Here is an 18,959-nt window from a genome sequence, read left to right as displayed (position 1 = left end):
CGTGCAGGGCGCTCCGCGTACCCTCGGGGCGTGCGCGCCAAGGTGGAGACCGTCCGGATCGACGGGTTGCCCGTGCGCCTCCACACGCTCGCCCCGGCCGGGCGGGTCCGGGACGACCTGGCACCGACGGTCGTCCTCGTCCACGGCATCGGGATGTCGCACCGCTCCTTCCGCCGGACGCAGCGGGCACTCGCCGCGACCCACCGCACCGTCAGCGTCGACATGCCGGGCTTCGGCGGGTTGCCCGGCGCCGGACGGCCGCTGCAGGTCGAGGAACTCGCGGACATCGTCGTCCGGGCCGCCCGTTCCCGCGGCGCCGGTCCGCTCGTGCTGGTGGGGCAGTCGATGGGCACCCAGATCGTCGCCGAGGCCGCACGCCGGCACGTCGACGACGTCGAGTCGGTGGTCCTCGTCGGGCCCGTCGTCGTCCCGGGCCGTCGATCGGCACTCCTGCAGGGGATCGACCTCGCGCGCGACTGCCTCACCGAGGGTGTCCGGATGAACACCGTCGTCCTGACGGACTACTTCCGCAGCGTCCCGCAGTACCTCCGTGAACTCGGACCGATGCTCCGGCACCGGCTCGAGGACACGATGCCGCACGTCGGGCAGCCCGTCCTCGTCGTCCGTGGCACCCGGGACCCGATCGGGCGGCGCGACTGGGCGGCCCGACTGGCTGCCGCCGCGCCTCGCGGGGCGTTCGTCGAGCTGCCCGGGCCGCACCACGTGCAGGAGCACCAGCCGGTGGCGTTCGCCCGGCTCGTCGGCGAGTTCCAGCGCGTCCAGACCCTGGAGGGACTGCGGTGACGGACGCGACCACGTCCGGAGCCGGGCCGACGCGGACGGACCGCACCGCGCCTCCCGTCCGGATCTCCCTGGTGCGTCGCGGATGGTGGGCCGCACTCGACTGGTGGTACGCGGTCAGGTGGCAGGTGCGGAGCCTCGGACCGACCACCGCCGACGACTACCGGAGCGGCGACGGCCAGCCCGTCGTCGTGGTCCCCGGCGTCTACGAGACCTGGCACTTCATGCGCCCGCTGATGGACGCGCTGCACGACCGGGGCCACCCGGTGCACGTGCTGCCGGTGCTCCGGCACAACCTGCGACCCGTGCCCGAGTCGGCGGAAGAGGTCCTCGCGTACCTCGAGGAGCACGACCTGCGGAACGTCCTCGTCGTGGCGCACAGCAAGGGCGGGCTGATCGGGAAGTACGCGATGACGCGGCTCGACGGCCACGGGAGGATCGACCGGATGGTGGCGGTGTCGACGCCGTTCGCCGGGTCCGGGTACGCGCGGCTCGCGCCCGTGCGCCACCTGCGGGCGTTCCGTGCGGCGGACCCGGTGCTGGCGGGGCTCGCGCGGGAACTCGACGCGAACGCGCGGATCACCTCGGTCTTCGGGGTGTTCGACACGCTCATCCCGGAGGGCAGCGCGCTCGCCGGGGCCACGAACGTGCGGGTGCCGGTGGGCGGGCACTTCCGGATCCTCGGGGACGCGCGGACGCGCTCGGCGGTGCTGGCGGCCGCGGACCCGGCGGGCGGCGCGGGTGGCGCGGGTCCGTGACGAACGGTGCGGGGTTCCGTGTTCCGTGCTGCCGTCGGCACCCAGCACGGAGTGTGCAACCTCGCACGGTTCGGCGGACCTCGCACCGTGCGACGTTGCACGGTTCGAGGGGGACCTCGCACGGTGCGACGTGCCGACGTCCCCCGAGGCTCAGGCGCCCGGCAGGAACAGGCAGAACGGGTGCCCGTCCGGGTCGAGCATCACGCGCACGTCGTCCTGCGGCTGGTACTCCGCCTGGCGGGCGCCGAGCCGCTCGGCACGGGAGACCGCGGCGGGCAGGTCCTCCACCTGGAAGTCGAGGTGCAGCTGCATCCCGGGGGCGTCCTCGGTGCCGGGCCACGTCGGCGCGACGTAGGCGGGCTCGTACTGCACGGAGAGCCCCGGGCCGTCGGCGGGACGGACCCTGGCCCAGGTGGGGTCGTCCTCGAACACGGTCCAGCCGGTGAGGGCGCCGTAGAAGCGGGCGAGGGCGGTGGCGTCCGGGGACTGCAGCACGGTGGCGGCGAGCGTCGGCATCGACGGGTCAGCGGCGGTCATGCGGCGGAGCGTACGCCGGGGCGACGTCGCTCGGCGCGAAACGACGCACGCGCTCGACGTCGCTCGGACGTGGTCACGCGCCGAGCGACAGTCCACGCGTGGGCGACGGCGTGAGGTGTCGCTCGGCGCGAAACGACGCACGCGCTCGGCGTCGTCAGCGCGGGGCGACGCTCGAACGCTCGACGATGCGGTGCGGGATCACGACGGTCTCCGGAGGGGCCTCGCGGTCCTCGATCCGCCGGGTGAGCAGGTCGAGGGCAGCGGTCGCGAAGGCCCGCCGGTCGAACGACACCGTGCTGAGCGCCGGGATCGCGTACGCGGCTCCGTCGACGTCGTCGAACCCGATGACGCTCACCTGCTCCGGCACCCGGATGCCCCGCGCCGCGAGGACGTGGAGCACCCCGAACGCGATCGAGTCCGTGAACGCGAACACCGCGTCGGGCAGCGGGTGCTCGTCGAGCCACTCCACGAACGCCGAGGCGGCCGCGCTGGTCGTCCACCCGGGCAGCGGGACGCGCAGGTCCGGGTCGGGGGCGATGCCCGCGGCGGCGAGCCCCTCGAGGTACCCGCGCTCCCGGAGCTCGCTCGTGGCGGTCGGAGCCTCGGCCCGGGCCGCACCGACGATCGCGATCCGGCGGTGCCCGCGCGACACGAGGTACGCGGTGACCTGTTCGGCCGCCGCACGGCTGTCGACGTGCACCTGGTCGACGTGCTCCGGCTCGACCTCACCGATCACGACCGTCGGTGGCAGCCCCTCGGCCCCGGCGAGGACGCTCGCGCTGAGGGACACCGGGTTGAGGATCAGCCCGTCGACGAGGTGTGCGCGTGCCCGCGACACCAGGTCGCGCTCCCGTGCCGGGTCGTTGCCGGTCTGGTCGAGCTGCACGGTCCACCCGCGCTCCCGAGCGAGTTCGACGAACCACTGCGCCAGTTCGGCGGAGTACGCGCTCGCCATCTCGGGGAGGGTCAGCGCGATCGCTCCGGACCGGCCGTTGCGCAGCCCACGGGCGGAGAGGTTCGGCACGTAGTCGAGCTCGGCGAGTGCCTGCTCGACCCGGGCCTTGGTCTCCGGGCGCACCACGACGCCGCCGTTGATGACGTTGGAGACGGTCTTCGGCGACACCCCGGCGAGGGCGGCCACGTCCCGCACGGTTGCGCGCATCGGGACGAGCGTAGCGCGGGCGGAGGCGTCGAACGGCGTCAGGCTGGCGGGCCGACACCCGGCAGGGCGCGGGCCGGCACCCAGCGGGCCGGCACACCGACAACCAGCAGGCAGACACGACGGCACCCGTCAGGGCCGCAGGTACCGGTGCACGTGCGTCGTGTACGCCACCGGGACGGTCGCTCGGCCGGCGGTGTCCGGGTCCTCGTCGAGCAGTCGCTGCACGGCGTCGAGCAGCGCCGCCCGCTCCTCCGGTGGTCGGACGATGACGTAGCTCCGCGACGCGACCATGTCGAGGAACGCCGACCGCTCCTGCTCGTGCACCCACGGGAACCGCCGGTACTCGCCGCCGTCGAACGGGGCGCCGACGACGGGCGCGCCGTAGTCCATCACCCGGGACTCCGGCTGCTTCATGAGTGCGCCGAGCCGTGCCGACCAGGGCCGTGTCTCGTCCCGCACGTTCCACACGAGGCCGAGCACGCCGCCGGGACGGAGGACCCGGGCGACCTCGGCGGCACCGCGTGCCGGGTCGACCCAGTGCCAGGCCTGCGCGAACGTCACCGCGTCGGCGGACCCGTCCTCGAGGGGGATCGACTCACCGGTGCCGTCGAGAGCCCGGACCCCGGGCAGCGCCGCGGTCAGACGTGCCCGCATCGCGGCGTCCGGCTCCACGGCGACGACCTCGAACGGGACGCCGGTGACGCTGCGGCCCGCCCGGCCGAGCAGCGTCCGCGTGAACTTCCCGGTCCCCGCCCCGACGTCCACGACGACACGAGCCCCGTCCGCGCCCGCCCCCTCCGCGCCCGCGCCGCGGCCCGCCCCGTCCGCGCCCGCCCCGTCCGGCACCAGCCAGTCCGCCACCTCGTCCGGGTACCCCGGCCGTCCTCGCTCGTAGGCGTCCGCCGCCGCTCCGAACGACTGCGCGTGCTGCTCGAAGGTCATGCCCCCAGCATGCCCGGAGTCAGCGGGCCAGGGCCGCGTCGACCGCCGCCGTCACCTCGGGCTCGAGGAACGGCGCCATCGACCGCGCGTAGGTCTGGGTCACGTGCTGCACCTGCCGGTACACGACGACCCCGCCGATGACCGCGGGGCAGCTGCCGTCCGCACAGAACATCGCGGTCGGGTCGATCAGCGTGACGCCGGGCGTCGTCCGTGCGGCCTCCGCGACCGGGTCGTCGAGGAGCGCGTCGGCCTCGCTGACGTCGCAGGCCGCCCCGTCGCCGTGCTGCTCGACACAGCTCGGCACGTCGGACACCCCGCCGATGCCGGGGTCGGGGTTGTCCCGCAGGGCGACGACGGCGGACCCGGCCTGCTGCAGCCGCACCCACGTCTTGGCGTAGGCGGCGGCTGCGGCGTCACGGATCGCCGGCGTCAGCTGGTCGGCCTGCCGGATGATGCCGTGCGGCCACGGTGTGCGGGACATCGCGGCGACGAACACCACGTCGTAGCGCTCCTGCTGGAGGCGCTCGAGCGTGTCGGCCTTCCACGTGTTGCACGACTCGGTCACGAGCGCCCGGGTCATCGGGCAGCCCGAGTGCAGGTACGTCGTGAGGCTCCAGTGCTTCGCCTTCGCGATGATCTGCAGGGACGGGACGACGTTCGCGGCGTGCGAGTCCCCGACGATCGCGAGCCGGACGGTGCCGTCGGGGTCGCCGACCTCGCAGCCCTTGACGGTCGTGTCGTCGCCGGCGATCTGGCAGCCGCTGCCGGACTGGTCGGCGAAGTCGTCGGCGGCGGCCTGCACCGGGCTCGGGCTGATGTCGGAGGCGGCCACCTGCGGGCAGTCCGCGCCGGGCTGCATCGCGGCGGCGCCGTAGCAGTCGGGGCTGGTGAGGGTGCCGTCCGCCGCCGTGGTGACTCCGGTGGTGGCGCTCGCCGACTGCTCCCGGACGACCGAACCGTACATCCCGGCGGCGGGCAGGGCGACGACGAGCATGCCGGCGACGGCGAGCACGAGGATCCCACGGTGCCGCGGGCGCGGGGCGCGCATGCGTTCGGCGGAGAACGCGATCACCGGCTGCTCGATGAGCCGGCGTGAGAAGTGGGCGAGCACGAGTGCGAGGACGAGGACGAGCCCCTTCGCCCAGAGCAGGGTCGCTTCGCCGGTGGTCAGCCCGATGACGAACGGCATCACGATGAGCAGCGGCCAGTGCCAGAGGTACAGCGAGTAGGAGACGTCACCGAGCCACTGCACGCCGCGGAGCCGGTAGAGGAACGCCGGCCCCCACCGCGGCGCGGGCATCCCGCCCGCGATGATGAGCGCCACCCCGATCACGGGGATGAGCGCGGTCCAGCTCGGGAACGGCGTGGACGCGTCGAACCGGAGCGAGGTCGTCACGATGAGGGCGAGGCCCGCCCAGCTCATCGTCGCGGCGAGCGCCGCCGGGATGCGGACGCGCTGCAACCCGAGCCAGAGCAACCCGCCGGCGGCGAACTCCCACGCCCGGGTGGTCGTCAGGAAGTAGGACGCGGGGGAGTGCGCGGTCTCCCAGATCGAGGACGCCAAGGACAGCACGAACACGGCGCCGAGTGCGATGGCGATCGCCGGCGCCAGGGACACGCCGTTCCGTCGGCGACGTCGGTACCGCAGGAACGCGCAGAACCACAGGACGAGCGGCCAGACGGCGTAGAACTGTTCCTCGGTGGACAGCGACCAGAAGTGCTGGACGATGCTCGAGTCCGACGCCAGCGCCGAGTAGTCGACGGAGTTCCCGGCGAGCGCCCAGTTCTCGACGTAGAGGGCGCTGGCGATGATCTGCTCGGTGAAGTCCTTCCAGAGCGTCCGGGGGACGAAGACCGCCGTCAGGATCACGGTCACGAAGAGCGTCGCCATCGATGCCGGCAGGAGCCGCCAGGCGCGTCGCGCGTAGAAGACGCGGAAGCTGAACCGTCCGGTGCTCAGGGGCTTCGCGATGTGCGCGGTGATGAGGAACCCGGAGATGACGAAGAAGACGTCGACGCCCACGTAGCCGCCGGGCAGGACCCGGGGGAACAGGTGGTAGACGACCACCACGGCGATGGCGATCGCGCGGACGGCCTGGATCTCGAGCCGCAGGTCCCTGGTGGACGCCGCGGTGCCCGGGTGGCGCGGCGTCCGGCCGGAACGGTGGCGTCCGACGGGAGCATGGCGCGTTGCGCGCGGCGGCGCGACGGTCACGAGACCCTCCCTGCTCCGCGGTCGGTGGTCCGGACCGCTCCCTGGGACGGTACCGCCCGGAACGTCACCGACACGAATCCGGGAGGCGCGGGACGGCGCCGCCACGCGCCTCCCGTCCGACCTGCAGCACCGTCCGCGGCGGGGCCGCCCCCGGGGGTCACGTCGTCGGGACGGTGACCGTCCGCCCGGTCCGCACCGACTCCTGCGCGGCGAGGACGACGGACAGCGTCCGGAGCCCGACGTCCACGTCCGGCTGGGGCTGGACGCCCGACCGCACCGCGTCGAGGAACGTGCGGAGCATCGGCACGTCGTGGTCGGCGCCGTACCGGAGCTCGATGGGACGGCCGTCAACCGCGTGGAGGCCTCGGGCGGCCGCGCCGAAGAAGTCCACCGACACGGTCCCACCGGTGCCCGCGACGTCGAGCGTGAGCCCGCCCCACACCGGGGACGTGTCGGGGCGGCTCCACGAGCAGTCGATCGTCGCGATCATGCCGGTGTCGTACGTCACGGTCACGAGTCCCGCGGTCTCGGCCCGCGCCCGTTCGGCGTGCAGGACGCGGTTCGCCACCGCCGTGACCGACACCGGGGCCGCACCGGTGAGGCCGTCGAGCAGGTCGGCGATGTGCACGACGTGGTCGACGATCGCGCCGCCGCCGCTCAGCTCGGGGTCGGTGAACCAGTCGCGGGTGAGGGGGAGCATGCCGTTGTTGGCGCCGCGGACCGAGAAGACGGTGCCGAGCGCTCCCGAGTCGTGGGTGGCGCGCAGCCGGTCGAACGCCGAGGCGAACCGCACCGGGAACGCCATCATCAGCTGGACCCCGGCGCGCTGCACCGCGTCGCGGATCGCGAGCCCGTCCTCCCACGTGGTCGCGAGCGGCTTCTCGCAGAGCACGTGCGCACCGGCTGCGGCTGCGCGTTCGACGAGCTCCCGGTGCCGGGCGTTCTCGCTGGTGACGACGACGGCGTCCGGGCCCCACGCGAACAGTTCGTCGTACGAGTCGGCGTACGTGACGCCGAGCGCGGCGGCGAGCGCAGCGCCCCGCAGTTCGCCGGTGGACGGGCCGGTGGAGACCCCGCCGGGGTCGGACCCGAGCACCTCGACGTCGGGCATCGCGGCGAGGGCGGACAGGTACCCGATGGCGTGCGTGTGGGCGAACGACAGCACGCCGACCCGGAGCGTCACAGCGAGACCTCCACGGGCTGCCCGGACTCGATCGACTCGAGCGCGGCGTTCGCGATCCGGACCGCGACGGCGCCGTCCGCTGCCGTGACCCGGGGGAGCGGGCCGCCCTCGAACGCGGCGACGAAGGCCGCGAGCTCGAGGGCGTACGGGTCCTCGCCGGGGTCGACCGCCGGCAGGAAGCCGTCCACCGCGGTCGGTGCGGCGAGGTCGCTGCGGGTGGGTTCCTCGGCGAGGGACGAGTGCGACAGGCTGCCGAGCGTGCCCGTCACGGAGTACTCGGTGGTGAAGGCGAGGTGCTGCGGTCCCCACAGACCGGCGACGTGGCTGATCGCGCCGGACGCGTGGGTGAGGAGCACGTGCGCGGCCTCGACCGGGTGCTCGTCGTCGCCGGTGCGGACGGACACGGCGGAGACCCGGACGACCTCGCCGGCGACCCACCGGGCGACGTCGAGGTCGTGGATCATCTGGTCCATCACGATCCCGCCGGACTGGGCCCGGTCGCCGAACCAGGCGACGCGCGTCGGGAAGGCGCCGGCGCGCGAGAACCGCAGGACGGCGAGGTCGCCGAGCAGGCCGGCGGTGACGGCCTCGTGCAGCCGTGCGTACGCGGGGAACCAGCGGACGACGTGGGCCGGGTAGAGCTGCAGGCCGGCGGCGTCGGCGCGGGCGACGAGGTCCGCGGCGTCGGCGTCCGTGCGGGCGAGCGGTTTCTCGGACACGACGTGCTTGCCGGCGGCGAGCGCTGCCCGGACGACCGGTGCGTGCGCGGGGGTGGGTACGACCACGTCCACCACGTCGACCGAGGCGAGGAGCTCGTCGAGGGAGTCGGCGACGGTGAACGTGCTGCCGACCGCGGCGGCCTCGTCCGCGAAGGCGTCGACGAGTGCCCGGGCGCCCTCCTGCGAGTGCACCACGACGTCGCCGAGCCGGAGCAGGCCGGGGACGTGGGCGACCGCGATGCCGCCCGCTCCCACCAGGCCGATCCGTCTCCGTGGGCGGGGGCTCGACTGCAGCGTCATGGTGCCAGCGTAGGAGATGGACCGTTACAACGATGGAAAGGTTTGGCAACGGGTTGCCGGACGGTTGCCACGGACGCCAGGGTCGCTCCAGGAATCCAACGGAGGGGGCCCACGAGTGACCAAGCTCGACGACCGTGCGACGAACCGCACGCGGACCGCTGCACACCACGACCCCGGTGCTGCGCCACCGCCCGACCCCGGGCTCCGCCGCCGCAGCAGGTGGCAGCGGATCCGGCGCGACAAGGTCCTGCTCCTGATGGGGCTGCCCGGTGTCGCGCTGCTGCTCGGGTTCCACTACCTGCCGCTCCTCGGGAACCTCATCGCGTTCCAGGAGTACCTGCCCTTCGTGCCGCTCGGCCGCAGCCCCTGGGTCGGCGTCGAGAACTTCGCGGTGGTGTTCGACGGCGACCCGGAGTTCCTCCGCGCGCTCGGCAACACGCTCCTCATCACGCTCGTGCAGGTCGTGTTCGTGTTCCCCGCGCCGATCATCCTCGCGATCATGCTCAACTCGCTGCTGTCCGAGCGCATCAAGGGCGTCGTGCAGTCGATCCTCTACCTGCCGCACTTCCTGTCGTGGGTGATCGTCGTCGCGGTGTTCCAGCAGATCCTCGGCGGCTCGGGGCTCGTCAACAACGCGATCCGCGCCGCGGGTGGTGACGCGATCGACTTCCTCGGCAACCCGAACGGCTTCGTCGCGCTGCTCACCAGCCAGGTGATCTGGAAGGACACCGGCTGGGCGACGATCCTGTTCCTCGCGGTGCTCAGCTCGATCGACGCGAGCCTGTACGAGGCCGCGAAGATGGACGGCGCCTCGCGCTGGCGGCAGCTGTGGCACGTCACCCTGCCCGGCATGCGCGGCATCATCATCCTGCTGCTCATCCTGCGGCTCGGGGACTCCCTGACCGTCGGGTTCGAGCAGATCCTCCTCCAGCAGCAGGCCGTCGGCCGGGCCGCGAGCGAGGTCCTCGACACCTACGTCTACAACAACGGCGTGCTCGGCGGGCAGTGGGGCGTCGCCGCCGCCGTCGGCCTGGTGAAGGGCGTCGTCGGCGTCCTGCTCGTCCTCGGAGCCAACAAGCTCGCGCACGTCTTCGGCGAAGCGGGCGTCTACCAGAAGGAGGCGCGATGACCGCCACGCACACCGTGACCGTCCCCGGGGCGAAGCGGAGGAAGCGCCGCACGCTCGACGCGGCACCGCTACCCGGACGCCTGCTCACCGGCTTCGTCCTGCTCGTGATCTGCCTCGTCGTGATCCTGCCCTTCGTCGGGATCGTGTCGACGAGCCTCGCGCCCGTCGCCCAGGTGAACGACGCCGGTGGGTTCGTGATGTGGCCGAAGGGACTCGACCTCGGCGCGTACGAGAGCATCCTCGCCGGCGGCGTCGTGACCCGCGCCATGGTCGTGTCGATCGGCATCACCCTGGTCGGCACGCTCATCAGCCTGTTCGTGAGCGCGATGCTCGCCTACGCCCTGAGCCGCCCCGGCTCGTACGGCTCCGGGTTCGTCCTGGGTCTCGTGCTCGTCAGCCTGCTGTTCGCGCCCGGGCTCATCCCGAACTACCTCGTCGTGAAGCAGTTCGGGCTGCTCGACTCGTACTGGGCGCTCATCCTGCCGACCGCCCTCAGCGCCTTCAACGTCATCGTGATGCGGTCGTTCTTCATGGCGATCCCGAAGGAGCTCATCGAGTCCGCCCGCATCGACGGTGCCGGGGACTTCGCGGTGTTCTGGCGGATCGTGCTGCCGCTGTCGAAGGCCGTCCTCGCCGTGATCGGGCTGTTCTACGCGGTCGGGTACTGGAACGCCTTCTTCAACGCGCTGCTGTACATCAACGACACCGCGAAGTGGCCGCTGCAGCTCGTCCTCCGCACTTACGTCATCAACAACACGCAGCTCGGCGGTGCCGACCTCGGTACCTCGTCGGACGCGTTGCCCCCGCAGGCCTCGATCCAGATGGCGATCCTCGTGGTCTCGATCGTGCCGATCCTCATCGTCTACCCGTTCCTGCAGCGGCACTTCGCCAAGGGTGTCCTGACCGGTGCGGTGAAGGGCTGAACACTGTGACGAACAACGGAATCACCCGCCGCGCGCTCATCGGGGGCGGTCTCGGGATCGCAGCCACGGGCCTCCTGGCCGGCTGTTCCACCGTGACCCGCTCGACGGACGTCAAGGCGATCAACAAGGCCGTGCAGCTGCCGGACTACGTGCCCTGGACCGGAGGACCGGAACCGGCGCTGCCGAAGACCAGCGCGCTCATGCCGAGCGCGTTCCGGAGGATCCCCGACCGCCTGGTGCCCACCGCGCGGAAGCCGGGCGACGGCTCCACCGTGCACGGCAGCGTGCCGACCAACTCGCCGATCCCGCCGTCGAAGGGGAGCAACCCCTACTGGCAGGGACTCGACCAGCGGATGGGGATCGACCTCGACCTGACGATCACCCCGAACGCGGACTTCGGCAGCAAGTTCGCCACGCAGGTCGCGGGCGACACCCTCGGCGACGTCTTCACCATCAACGGGGCGTTCTCGTACCTGCCGCAGTTCCTCGAGGCGAAGGCCGCCGACCTCAGCCCGCACCTGTCCGGCAGCGGTGTGCGGGACTACCCGTACCTGGCGAACCTGCCGACCGCGTCCTGGCGCGGCACGGTGTTCTCGGGAGGCATCTACGGCGTGCCGGTGCCCCGCGGCCCGCTCACCTCGCAGGCACTGCATCGACGGCAGGACGTCTTCGGGGGACTCGGCGTCGACCCGGCGTTCTCGAGCGTCGACGAGTTCGTGCAGCTCTGCCGGCAGGTGTCCGACCCGCATGCGAACCGGTGGGCGCTGGCCTCGGTGCCGACGAACATCCTCGCGCCGATGCTCGGGCTGCCGAACCAGTGGCAGCAGCAGGGCGGACGCCTGACGCACATGTACGAGCTCGAGGAGTGGGTGGAACTCCTCGATGTGTCCCGGAAGCTCGTCGCCGAGGACCTCGTGCACCCCGACAGCATCACGGCCTACAACGGGAAGGTGTGGTTCGTGCAGGGCTCGGCGCTCATGCTGTCCGACACGTACAGCGCCATCCCCGGGCTGCTGCAGCAGGCCACGCCCGGCAGCGGGTTCGAGCTGACGATCGCACCCTTCGTCGGCCCCTCCGGCGGGACGGCGAAGCCCTGGCTCGGCGACCCGAACAACACGATCGCCTCGATCGCCGCCGGGCCCGAGGCGCGGGTCAGGATGCTCCTCGAGGTGCTCGACTGGTGCGCCTCGCCCTTCGGCACCGAGGCGTGGATGTACCGCAAGTTCGGCATCGAGGGCCGCGACTTCGAGTACCGCGACGGCGCCCCCGTGCTCACGAAGACCGGCAACAGCGAGACCGCCCTCGGTGAGTTCCCGCTGCAGTACTTCACCGAGTGCCCGCTGCCGCTCTACTACGCCGGCAACGCCGCGATGACGGACACCGTGTACGAGTCCCTCGCGTCGTGGCTCGACGACGGGCAGCCGAACCCCGTCTACGGCCTGTACTCGCCGTCGAACTCGACGAAGGGACCGGCGCTCGGCACCTTCGCGACGAACGCGATCAACGACGTGCTGCTCGGGAGGGCGAAGGTCTCCTCCTGGGGGTCGACCGTCCGCGACTGGCGGCGCCGGGGTGGTGACGCCATCCGCCGCGAGTACGAGGAGGCACTGGAGGCGCGCGCCGCCTGACCCCGGGTCGCGCTGGTCGCGCTGGCCAGACACCGTCCCGCCGTCGAGACACCGCCGGATCGGGCGGCGTCTCGCGACCGACGGGGCGTCTCACGTGGGTGCGGGTGCGATCGGACTGGAGGCGCGGTGCAGGCCCGCACCGCGCCTCGGGTGCGTGACGCGGGGCGTTCAGGCCGGACCGGCGACCCCGACGAGGTTGCCGGCGGGATCGCGGAAGTGACCGACGGTCACGCCGCCGCCCTCGTTCCGCTGCGGCGGCAGGACGACGGTGCCGCCGAGCGCCTCGACCTGCTCAAGTGCCGCCGCGACGTCGTCGACCCCGACGTAGAACATCGCGTGTGCCGCGAAGCCCGGCCCGCCACCGATGCCGCCCGCGACCGGTCCCGCGCCCTCGACAGGGTCGATGAACGAGTACGCCGTCGGTCCCGAGATCGCGTCGGCGACCGGCGCTCCGGCGGGGGAGTCCCAACCGAACAGCGCGGCGTAGAAGGCGCGGAGCCGTTCGGGATCGGGGCCGATGAGTTCGACGTGCACGACGGCGTTCACCATGCGGCCGTTCTACTCCTGACTCTCGCCCGAGGCGACCGCACGATCCTTTTCGAAATTGACCGTTCTGGTCCGCGAACCCCGAGGATCGTGGACCGGAACGGTCAGATCACAGACGGAACCTGCCTCGGTCGGACCATCCGTCGTTCGCGGACCCCGCCGTCGGTCTGCTCGGCACCGTCGAACACGAACCCGTGCTTCCGGTAGAACGCCTGCGCACGCGGATTCGGGTCGGCGACCCAGAGCACGGCGTCGTCCCCCGGGTCCAGGACCGAATCCAGCAGCGCGCTCCCCGTGCCCGAACCGTGGTGCCCGTCGAGCAGGTACAGGACGTACAGCTGCACGGCGGCGGAGTCGTCGCCCGTTGCCGTTGCCGGCCCCGACATCGCTATGCCCACGACCGCGTCGTCGTGGTCGGCGACGGCCACGACGATGTGGTTCGCGGCGAAGCGCTCGTCGGTGAGGGCAGCGGTCCAGAACTGCTCCCGGCGCGCGACGAACCCGGGATCGTCGAGCATCGCGTCCGGCATCAATCCTCGGTAGGTCGATCGCCACGACTCGACGTGCACGCGTGCCATGGACACCGCATCGGACGGGTGGGCACGGCGGACGGTCACCGCAGCCACGACGGGTCCGCGAACAGGGCCTCGAGCTCGTCGAGGAGCCGCGACGTGTGGAAACCGTCGGCGGCAGCGTGGTTGATCTGCAGCGCCATCGGCATGACCGTCCGATCGTCGACTTCTCGGTAGCGCCCGAGGGTGATGATCGGCAGGAGGTGGTCGGAGCCGTCCTCCACGTGCAGTGCGAACCCGGTGAACGACGTCCGCGGGAAGGTCGAGACGTCGAACACGTTCCGCGGCCGGTCGTCCTGTGGGAACATCCGGACGTCGTCGCGGTACTGCTCCATCGTCGCCGAGGCCGCGTCGTGGAACCGCCGGAAGTCGTCGTCGTACGGCACCGCGAGCGCCGAGAACGTCTCCGTTTCCGGGTGGAACACCGTGAACATCGGGTGCACGACGTCCCACACCGCCGGGGAGCCGTCGTCGAGGAGCTGCATGCGGAACTCCGCGTGGCGGTTGACCACGGTCGCGATCGCCCAGATCTGGGACGCGTAGGTCTTGGCCGCGCTCCCGCGGACGGCCGCGACGAATGCCGTCACGTCCACGTCGACGGTCACCTCGTAGGAGCACCGCGTCCGCTGCCGGTAGTGCTCGAAGTGCTCACGCCGGGGCCACTGGTCGACGTCGATCGCCCGGAGTTGCGTCATGGGCCTCAGTGTCGCGCGAGGACGCCGTCCCTAGGGTGGAGCCATGCCGACGCTCGAACGAGTCCCTGCCCTGGTCGCCACCGGATTCCTCGCGATCCCCGTCGCCGAAGCCCTCGTCGCCCTGCCGACGAACCTGCTCACACGGATCGAGGCCGCGTCGATCGATCCTGACCTCGCCGACACCGCCGCGTTCTCGGAGGCCTACGGCTTCCCGCTCGAGGGCGGCGCGAACTGCATCGTCGTCGCGGGCAAGCGTGGCGACGAGGTCCGCTACGCCGCGTGCGTGGTGCTCGCCTCGACGAAGCTCGATGTGAACCGAGTCGTGAAGAAACTGCTCGACGTCCGGAAGGCGAGCTTCGCCCCGATGGACGAAGCGGTGGAGCTGACCGGCATGGAGTACGGCGGCATCACCCCGATCGGGCTGCCGTCGTCGTGGCCGGTGTACGTCGACGAGCGCGTGCTGAGCGCCCCGGACGTCGTGATCGGCGCAGGCCGGCGCGCGGCGAAGGTGTTCCTCCCTGGGTCCGTCCTCGCGGCGCTGCCGAACGTGACGGTCGTCGGCGGCCTCGCGACCGACCCGGTCAGTCGTTCGGACTGATGAGACAGAACGGGTGACCGGCGGGGTCGAGGTACACGCGGAAGGTGTCCGTCACCGAACCCGTCGCCGTCGCGCCGATCGCCAGGACCGCGGTCTCGCCGGCGTCGAGGTCGTCGACCTTCACGTCGAGGTGGCTCTGCTGCGGGACGTCCTGCCCCGGCCACTCCGGCGCGCGGTAGTCCGCGACCTGCTGGAACGCCAGGATCGGGCGGTGGTCGGTGAAGGGCAGCGCGACCTCCGCCCAGTCGTCGTCGAAGCCGACGATCTCCCCGCCGAGCAGTTCGGCGTAGAAGCGGGCGAGGACACGTGGGTCCGGACAGTCCAGGACGACGACGTCGAGTGTGCCGATCATGGCCGACACGGTAGACCGATCAGCGCGCGGCCGTCAGGGCCTTCGTGATCCGCTGCAGCGAGACCGTCTCGGCGGTCCCCAGCTCCTGCGCGAAGAGGCTGAGGCGGAACTCCTCGAGCATCCACCGGGCGTGCACGAGCTCCGGGTGCGCGCCGACGGCGGGCGGGAACGTGCCGCCGGCGTCGACGTAGCGGTCGGTCGCGACGGTGACCTCGCGCATCCAGGTGGCGTCGCGGCCGGGGTTCTGCAGCAGCTTCTGCACGCGGGCGTCGACACCCTGCAGGTACACGCGGATCCGCCGGAGCCGATCGATCCCGGCGACGGAGACGAACCCGGGGAACACGAGCCGTTCCATCTGCTGGCGCATGTCGGTCAGGGCGGGGAGCAGCGCCATCGAGTTCGCCTGCTTGAGCGACCGTTCGGCTGCCCGGTGTGCCGCGAGGACCGCGGCGACCTCGGACACGGCGGTGAACATCGTGTCGACGACGGTGGAGGACACCGCATCGCGGACGGCCTCGAACTCGGCCTTCGTGAACACGGTGCCGTCCGGGTGCGCGCGGCGGATCCCGGCGTCGACGACGGCGGCGAGCACGTCGTCGAACAACGCCGCGGTGGACGGGTAGGGGCTGGCGGCGAGGGCGAGCTTCTCCTGCCCCGTCAGGTGCGACTGGATGTACGAGACCGGCGAGGGGACCGCGTGCATGACGAGGCGCCGGACCCCGGCGGGCATGCGGACCGCGCGGTCGGACGGGGTGGCGAGCAGCTGCACCCCGACGGTGGCCTTCGGACCGGTGCCCTCCTCTACGAGCGACGGGTACGCCCGGATCACACCACCGGCCTGCTTCGTGTCGAGGACCTGCGGCAGGTCGTCGGACGGCCAGGCGGTGAGGCCCGACTGTTCCACCGGTCGACCGCCGCCGGCGGACGCGACGCGAGCCGCGCCTCCAGGCCGTCGCGCAGCCCGCACCGTGGCGGAGGCGACGCTCTCCTGCGTCCGGTCCTTGAGCTTGGACTGCAGTGCCGACAGGTCCTTGCCGGCCTCGACCCGGCGGCCGCGTTCGTCGACGACGGCCCACGTCGGCAGGAGGTGTGCGGGGACGCGGGACAGGTCGAAGTCGGACTCGGAGACCGGCACGTACGTCATCCGCTGGATCGCCTTGGCGAGGGTCGAACGGAACGACTCGGTAGGCTCGGTCGGAGCGTCGTCCGGCAGCTCGGCGACGATCTTCTCGGCCCAGTCGGCCGCGGGCACGACGTTCTTCCGGATCTGCTTCGGCAGCGACTTGATGAGTGCCGTGACGAGCTCCTTGCGGAGGCCGCGCACCTGCCAGTCGAAGCCCTCCTCGCGCATGCGGGGGAGCAGTGCGAGCGGGACCTGCACGCTGACGCCGTCGTCCTGCGCACCCGGCTCGAAGCGGTACTTGATCGCGAGGCGCTGGTCGCCGCTCCGCCACTGGGTCGGGTACTCGACGTCGTCCTCGGCCGCTTCGGCGGCGGACTCGTCGAGTAGGTCCGACCGGCGCATCGTGAGCAGGTCCGGCTGGTCGCGACGCGTGGTGCGCCACCAGCCCTCGAAGTCCCGCATCGTCGCGATGTCGGCGGGGATGCGGGCGTCGTAGAACTCGTAGACGTTCTCGTCGTCGAGCAGGATGTCGCGGCGGCGGGTGCGTTCCTCGAGCTGCTCGAGCTCCTTCCGGAGGCGACGGTTCTCGCGGTCGAACGCCTGCTGCGACTCCCACTCACCCTCGACCAGGGCGTGCCTGATGAACAGCTCGCGGGAGTGCACGGGGTCGATCCGGGCGTACTGCACGCGGCGGCGCTGCACGATCGGGACGCCGAACAGGGTGACGCGCTCGTACGCGACGACGGCGCCCTGCTTCTTCTCCCAGTGCGGCTCGCCGTAGGTGCGCTTGAGGAGGTCGCCGGCGAGGGGCTCCACCCAGGCCGGGTCGATCCGGCCGACCGTGCGGGCGAACAGGCGGCTGGTCTCGACGAGCTCCGCGGCCATCACCGCATCGGGCTGCTTCTTCGCCAGGACACTGCCGGGGAAGACCACGAACCGGGTGTTTCGTGAGCCGAGGTAGTCACGCTTCTCTCGGTCCCGCAGCCCGATCTGGCTGAGGAGCCCGGCGAGCAGCGAACGGTGCACGGCGTCGCCGTCCTCGCTGCGGGACTGCCCGACCCGGACGTCGACCTGCTTCGCGGCGCGGGTGAGCTGCCGGTACAGGTCCTGCCACTCGCGGATGCGGAGGTAGTTGAGGAACTCGGCCTTGCACAGCCGTCGGAACGCGCTCGACGACAACTCCTCCTGCTTGTCCTCGATGTGGTTCCAGAGGTTCAGCAGCGTCAGGAAGTCGCTCGTCGGGTCGGCGAACCGGGCGTGCAGCTGGTCGGCGTGCGCACGCTTCTCGAGCGGGCGTTCGCGGGGGTCCTGGATGCTCATCGCACTGACGATGGCGACGACCTCGCGCCCGACGCCCTGCCGTCCGGCCTCGAGCACCATCCGGCCGAGGCGCGGGTCGATCGGCAGCCGGGTGAGCTGCTTGCCGGTCTTCGTGATCTGGCCGCCCTGGTCCACCGCGCGGAGCTCGCGGAGCAGGTCGAGACCGTCCTTCACGCCGCGGGAGTCCGGCGGCTGCAGGAACGGGAACGACTCGATGTCGCCGAACCCGAGCGAGATCATCTGCAGGATCACGGCGGCGAGGTTGGTGCGGAGGATCTCGGGGTCGGTGTACTCCGGACGCCGGCCGAAGTCCTCTTCGGAGTAGAGGCGGATCGCGATGCCGGCGCTGGTGCGGCCCGCGCGGCCCGATCGCTGGTTCGCGCTCGCCTGGCTCACGGCCTCGATGGGGAGCCGCTGGACCTTGGCGCGCGGGGAGTACCGCGAGATGCGGGCGGTGCCGGTGTCGATGACGTACTTGATGCCGGGCACCGTCAGGGAGGTCTCGGCGACGTTGGTCGCGAGCACCACTCGCCGTCGGATGCCGGGGGTGTTCCGGCGTTCGAAGACGCGGTGCTGGTCGGCGGCGGAGAGCCGACCGTACAGGGGCAGGACCTCGGTGCCGGGGTAGCGCTTGCCCTCGATGGCGTCCTGCGCGTCGCGGATCTCGGTCTCGCCGGACAGGAACACGAGGACGTCGCCCGGGTCCTCGCGGGCGAGCTCGTCGAGGGCGTCGGTGATGCCCTGCATGGTGTCGCGGTCGTCGGCGGTGCTGCCGCTGTCACCGGTGCGGGAGTCCGACTCGTCGTCGCTCCCGTCGTCGCCGTCGCTCCCGCCATTCTCGGCCGCGAGCGGGCGGTACCGGATCTCCACCGGGTAGGTGCGGCCCGAGACCTCGATGATCGGGGCGCCGCCGAAGTGCTTCGAGAACGACTCCGGGTCGATCGTCGCACTCGTGATGATGAGCTTGAGGTCGGGGCGGCGCTGCAGCAGCCGCTTGAGGTAGCCGAGCAGGAAGTCGATCGTCAACGACCGCTCGTGCGCCTCGTCGATGATGATCGTGTCGTACCGCTTCAGGTCGCGGTCGAAGTGGATCTCGTTGAGCAGGATGCCGTCGGTCATCACCTTGATGCGGGTCTCGGAGCTGACACGATCGGTGAAGCGCACCTGGTACCCGACGAGGCCGCCGAGCTCACCACCGAGTTCCTCGGACACACGCTCGGCGATCGTGCGCGCTGCGATCCGGCGCGGCTGGGTGTGACCGATGTGCTCGCGGCCGAGTTCGAGGCAGATCTTCGGCAGCTGCGTGGTCTTGCCCGAGCCGGTCGCGCCGGCGACGATGACGACCTGGTTGTCCCTGATGGCAGCCGCGATGTCGTCCCGCCGCTGCGAGACCGGCAGTTCGGGCGGGTACGTGATGACGGGCGTGGTCGACATGAGCATTCCAGGATACAGGCGC

General features: G+C 71.8%; 17 protein-coding genes. 6 read left to right on the top strand and 11 right to left on the bottom strand.

Annotation, left to right across the window (positions count from 1 at the left end; genetic code table 11):
• The first annotated feature begins 30 nt into the window (after positions 1 to 30).
• Both DEJ28_RS14655 and DEJ28_RS14650 read left to right on the top strand, forming a co-directional pair.
• Complete coding sequence (locus tag DEJ28_RS14655; RefSeq protein WP_111116991.1) at positions 31 to 804, top strand: alpha/beta fold hydrolase; 774 nt, start codon at positions 31 to 33, stop codon at positions 802 to 804.
• Positions 801 to 1,559, top strand: a complete 759-nt coding sequence (locus DEJ28_RS14650; protein ID WP_349774933.1) for an esterase/lipase family protein — start codon at positions 801 to 803, stop codon at positions 1,557 to 1,559. The genes DEJ28_RS14655 and DEJ28_RS14650 overlap by 4 nt, the downstream gene beginning before the upstream one ends.
• 150 nt (positions 1,560 to 1,709) lie before the next feature.
• Here DEJ28_RS14650 and DEJ28_RS14645 read toward each other — a convergent pair whose 3' ends face one another.
• The 6 genes from DEJ28_RS14645 to DEJ28_RS14620 all read right to left on the bottom strand — a co-directional run bounded on the left by DEJ28_RS14645 (position 1,710) and on the right by DEJ28_RS14620 (position 8,617).
• Entirely contained in the window at positions 1,710 to 2,096 is a 387-nt protein-coding gene (locus tag DEJ28_RS14645; protein WP_111116990.1) for a VOC family protein, read from the bottom strand.
• A gap of 154 nt (positions 2,097 to 2,250) precedes the next feature.
• On the bottom strand, positions 2,251 to 3,258 hold the full coding sequence (locus tag DEJ28_RS14640) for a LacI family DNA-binding transcriptional regulator (RefSeq protein WP_111116989.1): 1,008 nt from the start codon (positions 3,256 to 3,258) through the stop codon (positions 2,251 to 2,253).
• Between the two features lie 129 nt (positions 3,259 to 3,387).
• A complete protein-coding gene (locus DEJ28_RS14635; RefSeq protein ID WP_284180748.1) occupies positions 3,388 to 4,200 on the bottom strand; it encodes a class I SAM-dependent methyltransferase in 813 nt (270 codons plus the stop codon).
• A 19-nt stretch (positions 4,201 to 4,219) separates the two neighbouring features.
• Entirely contained in the window at positions 4,220 to 6,415 is a 2,196-nt protein-coding gene (locus DEJ28_RS14630; RefSeq protein WP_181433882.1) for an acyltransferase family protein, read from the bottom strand.
• 157 nt (positions 6,416 to 6,572) lie between these two features.
• Complete coding sequence (locus tag DEJ28_RS14625) at positions 6,573 to 7,598, bottom strand: Gfo/Idh/MocA family protein (protein WP_111117484.1); 1,026 nt, start codon at positions 7,596 to 7,598, stop codon at positions 6,573 to 6,575.
• Positions 7,595 to 8,617: a Gfo/Idh/MocA family protein gene (locus DEJ28_RS14620; RefSeq protein ID WP_111117485.1), complete on the bottom strand. Its 1,023-nt coding sequence runs from the start codon at positions 8,615 to 8,617 to the stop codon at positions 7,595 to 7,597. The genes DEJ28_RS14625 and DEJ28_RS14620 overlap by 4 nt, the downstream gene beginning before the upstream one ends.
• 115 nt (positions 8,618 to 8,732) lie before the next feature.
• Between DEJ28_RS14620 and DEJ28_RS14615 the strand changes: the two genes are divergently transcribed.
• Genes DEJ28_RS14615 through DEJ28_RS14605 form a run of 3 tightly spaced genes read left to right on the top strand, consistent with a single transcriptional unit; the run spans position 8,733 to position 12,297 of the window.
• Complete coding sequence (locus tag DEJ28_RS14615) at positions 8,733 to 9,746, top strand: ABC transporter permease (RefSeq protein ID WP_258368295.1); 1,014 nt, start codon at positions 8,733 to 8,735, stop codon at positions 9,744 to 9,746.
• Positions 9,743 to 10,669 carry a carbohydrate ABC transporter permease gene (locus tag DEJ28_RS14610; RefSeq protein WP_111117487.1) on the top strand — a complete coding sequence of 309 codons (927 nt, stop codon included), beginning with the start codon at positions 9,743 to 9,745 and terminating at the stop codon, positions 10,667 to 10,669. The genes DEJ28_RS14615 and DEJ28_RS14610 overlap by 4 nt, the downstream gene beginning before the upstream one ends.
• 5 nt (positions 10,670 to 10,674) lie before the next feature.
• Positions 10,675 to 12,297 carry a type 2 periplasmic-binding domain-containing protein gene (locus DEJ28_RS14605; protein WP_111117488.1) on the top strand — a complete coding sequence of 541 codons (1,623 nt, stop codon included), beginning with the start codon at positions 10,675 to 10,677 and terminating at the stop codon, positions 12,295 to 12,297.
• 168 nt (positions 12,298 to 12,465) lie between these two features.
• Here the strand turns inward: DEJ28_RS14605 and DEJ28_RS14600 are convergent, their stop codons facing one another.
• The 3 genes from DEJ28_RS14600 to DEJ28_RS14590 form a co-directional block, all read right to left on the bottom strand.
• Positions 12,466 to 12,846, bottom strand: a complete 381-nt coding sequence (locus DEJ28_RS14600; protein ID WP_111117489.1) for a VOC family protein — start codon at positions 12,844 to 12,846, stop codon at positions 12,466 to 12,468.
• Positions 12,847 to 12,947: 101 nt separating this feature from the next.
• Positions 12,948 to 13,373 (bottom strand): GNAT family N-acetyltransferase, encoded by a 426-nt coding sequence (locus DEJ28_RS14595; RefSeq protein WP_258368296.1) that lies wholly within the window; start codon positions 13,371 to 13,373, stop codon positions 12,948 to 12,950.
• 83 nt (positions 13,374 to 13,456) lie between these two features.
• Positions 13,457 to 14,110 carry a CatA-like O-acetyltransferase gene (locus DEJ28_RS14590; protein ID WP_111117490.1) on the bottom strand — a complete coding sequence of 218 codons (654 nt, stop codon included), beginning with the start codon at positions 14,108 to 14,110 and terminating at the stop codon, positions 13,457 to 13,459.
• 43 nt (positions 14,111 to 14,153) lie between these two features.
• Here DEJ28_RS14590 and DEJ28_RS14585 point away from each other — a divergent pair, with 43 nt between their 5' ends.
• On the top strand, positions 14,154 to 14,708 hold the full coding sequence (locus DEJ28_RS14585; protein WP_111117491.1) for a YbaK/EbsC family protein: 555 nt from the start codon (positions 14,154 to 14,156) through the stop codon (positions 14,706 to 14,708).
• On the opposite strand, the gene DEJ28_RS14580 is transcribed toward DEJ28_RS14585, so the two are convergent.
• Both DEJ28_RS14580 and hrpA read right to left on the bottom strand, forming a co-directional pair.
• Positions 14,692 to 15,060, bottom strand: a complete 369-nt coding sequence (locus DEJ28_RS14580) for a VOC family protein (protein WP_181433883.1) — start codon at positions 15,058 to 15,060, stop codon at positions 14,692 to 14,694. The two genes, DEJ28_RS14585 and DEJ28_RS14580, sit on opposite strands and share 17 nt — an antisense overlap.
• 19 nt (positions 15,061 to 15,079) lie before the next feature.
• On the bottom strand, positions 15,080 to 18,937 hold the full coding sequence (gene hrpA / locus DEJ28_RS14575) for an ATP-dependent RNA helicase HrpA (protein ID WP_111117508.1): 3,858 nt from the start codon (positions 18,935 to 18,937) through the stop codon (positions 15,080 to 15,082).
• Between the last annotated feature and the right edge of the window lie 22 nt (positions 18,938 to 18,959).

Source organism: Curtobacterium sp. MCPF17_002, from assembly GCF_003234115.2.
Classification (GTDB): Bacteria; Actinomycetota; Actinomycetes; order Actinomycetales; family Microbacteriaceae; genus Curtobacterium.
Note: the sequence above shows the minus strand (reverse complement) of the source record. Positions and strands in the feature narration are given on the sequence as shown.